Source organism: Candidatus Methylobacter oryzae (assembly GCF_003994235.2).
Lineage (GTDB): Bacteria > Pseudomonadota > Gammaproteobacteria > Methylococcales > Methylomonadaceae > Methylobacter_A > Methylobacter_A oryzae.
This window is the reverse complement of record NZ_RYFG02000003.1, coordinates 1-475: the sequence shown is the minus strand read 5'-3', so window position 1 is coordinate 475 and position 475 is coordinate 1. Positions and strand designations below refer to the sequence as shown.

Here is a 475-nt window from a genome sequence, read left to right as displayed (position 1 = left end):
CACTTAAAGCCCGGCTTAAAGACAAGCTGCCGGATTACATGGTGCCTTCCGCTTATGTACAGTTGGACAGCCTGCCGCTCGGCGCCAACGGCAAACTCGATCGCAAGCGCTTGCCGCAACCGGATATCAGCGCGATGTNTCTTCGAATTGGGCGGCGATTCGATACTGAGCATTCAGGTCGTTAGCCGGGCCCGGCAGGCCGGCGTCGCGATCACGCCGAAGCAGCTGTTTCAGAACCAAACGTTAAGCGCGTTGGCGGTGGCCGCCGAACAGATTCAACAGCTATCCGCCGAACAAGGGCCGGTATCCGGCGACGTGCCGTTGACGCCGATCCAGCACTGGTTTTTCGAACAAAACCTGCACAACCCCCATCACTGGAACCAGGCCTTGCTGCTTGAAGCCAGGGCCGGCCTGACCCCGGATATTGTCGAGGCCGCGATGAATCAACTGCTGATTCACCACGATGCATTGCGGA

At 58.9% G+C, this 475-nt stretch carries 1 protein-coding gene; it reads left to right on the top strand.

Features of this window, described 5'->3' with window-relative positions; all coding sequences use genetic code 11:
• Nucleotides 1-147 precede the first annotated feature (147 nt).
• On the top strand, nt 148-475 hold a 328-nt coding region (locus EKO24_RS00035; RefSeq protein WP_161990531.1), incomplete at its 3' end, for a condensation domain-containing protein.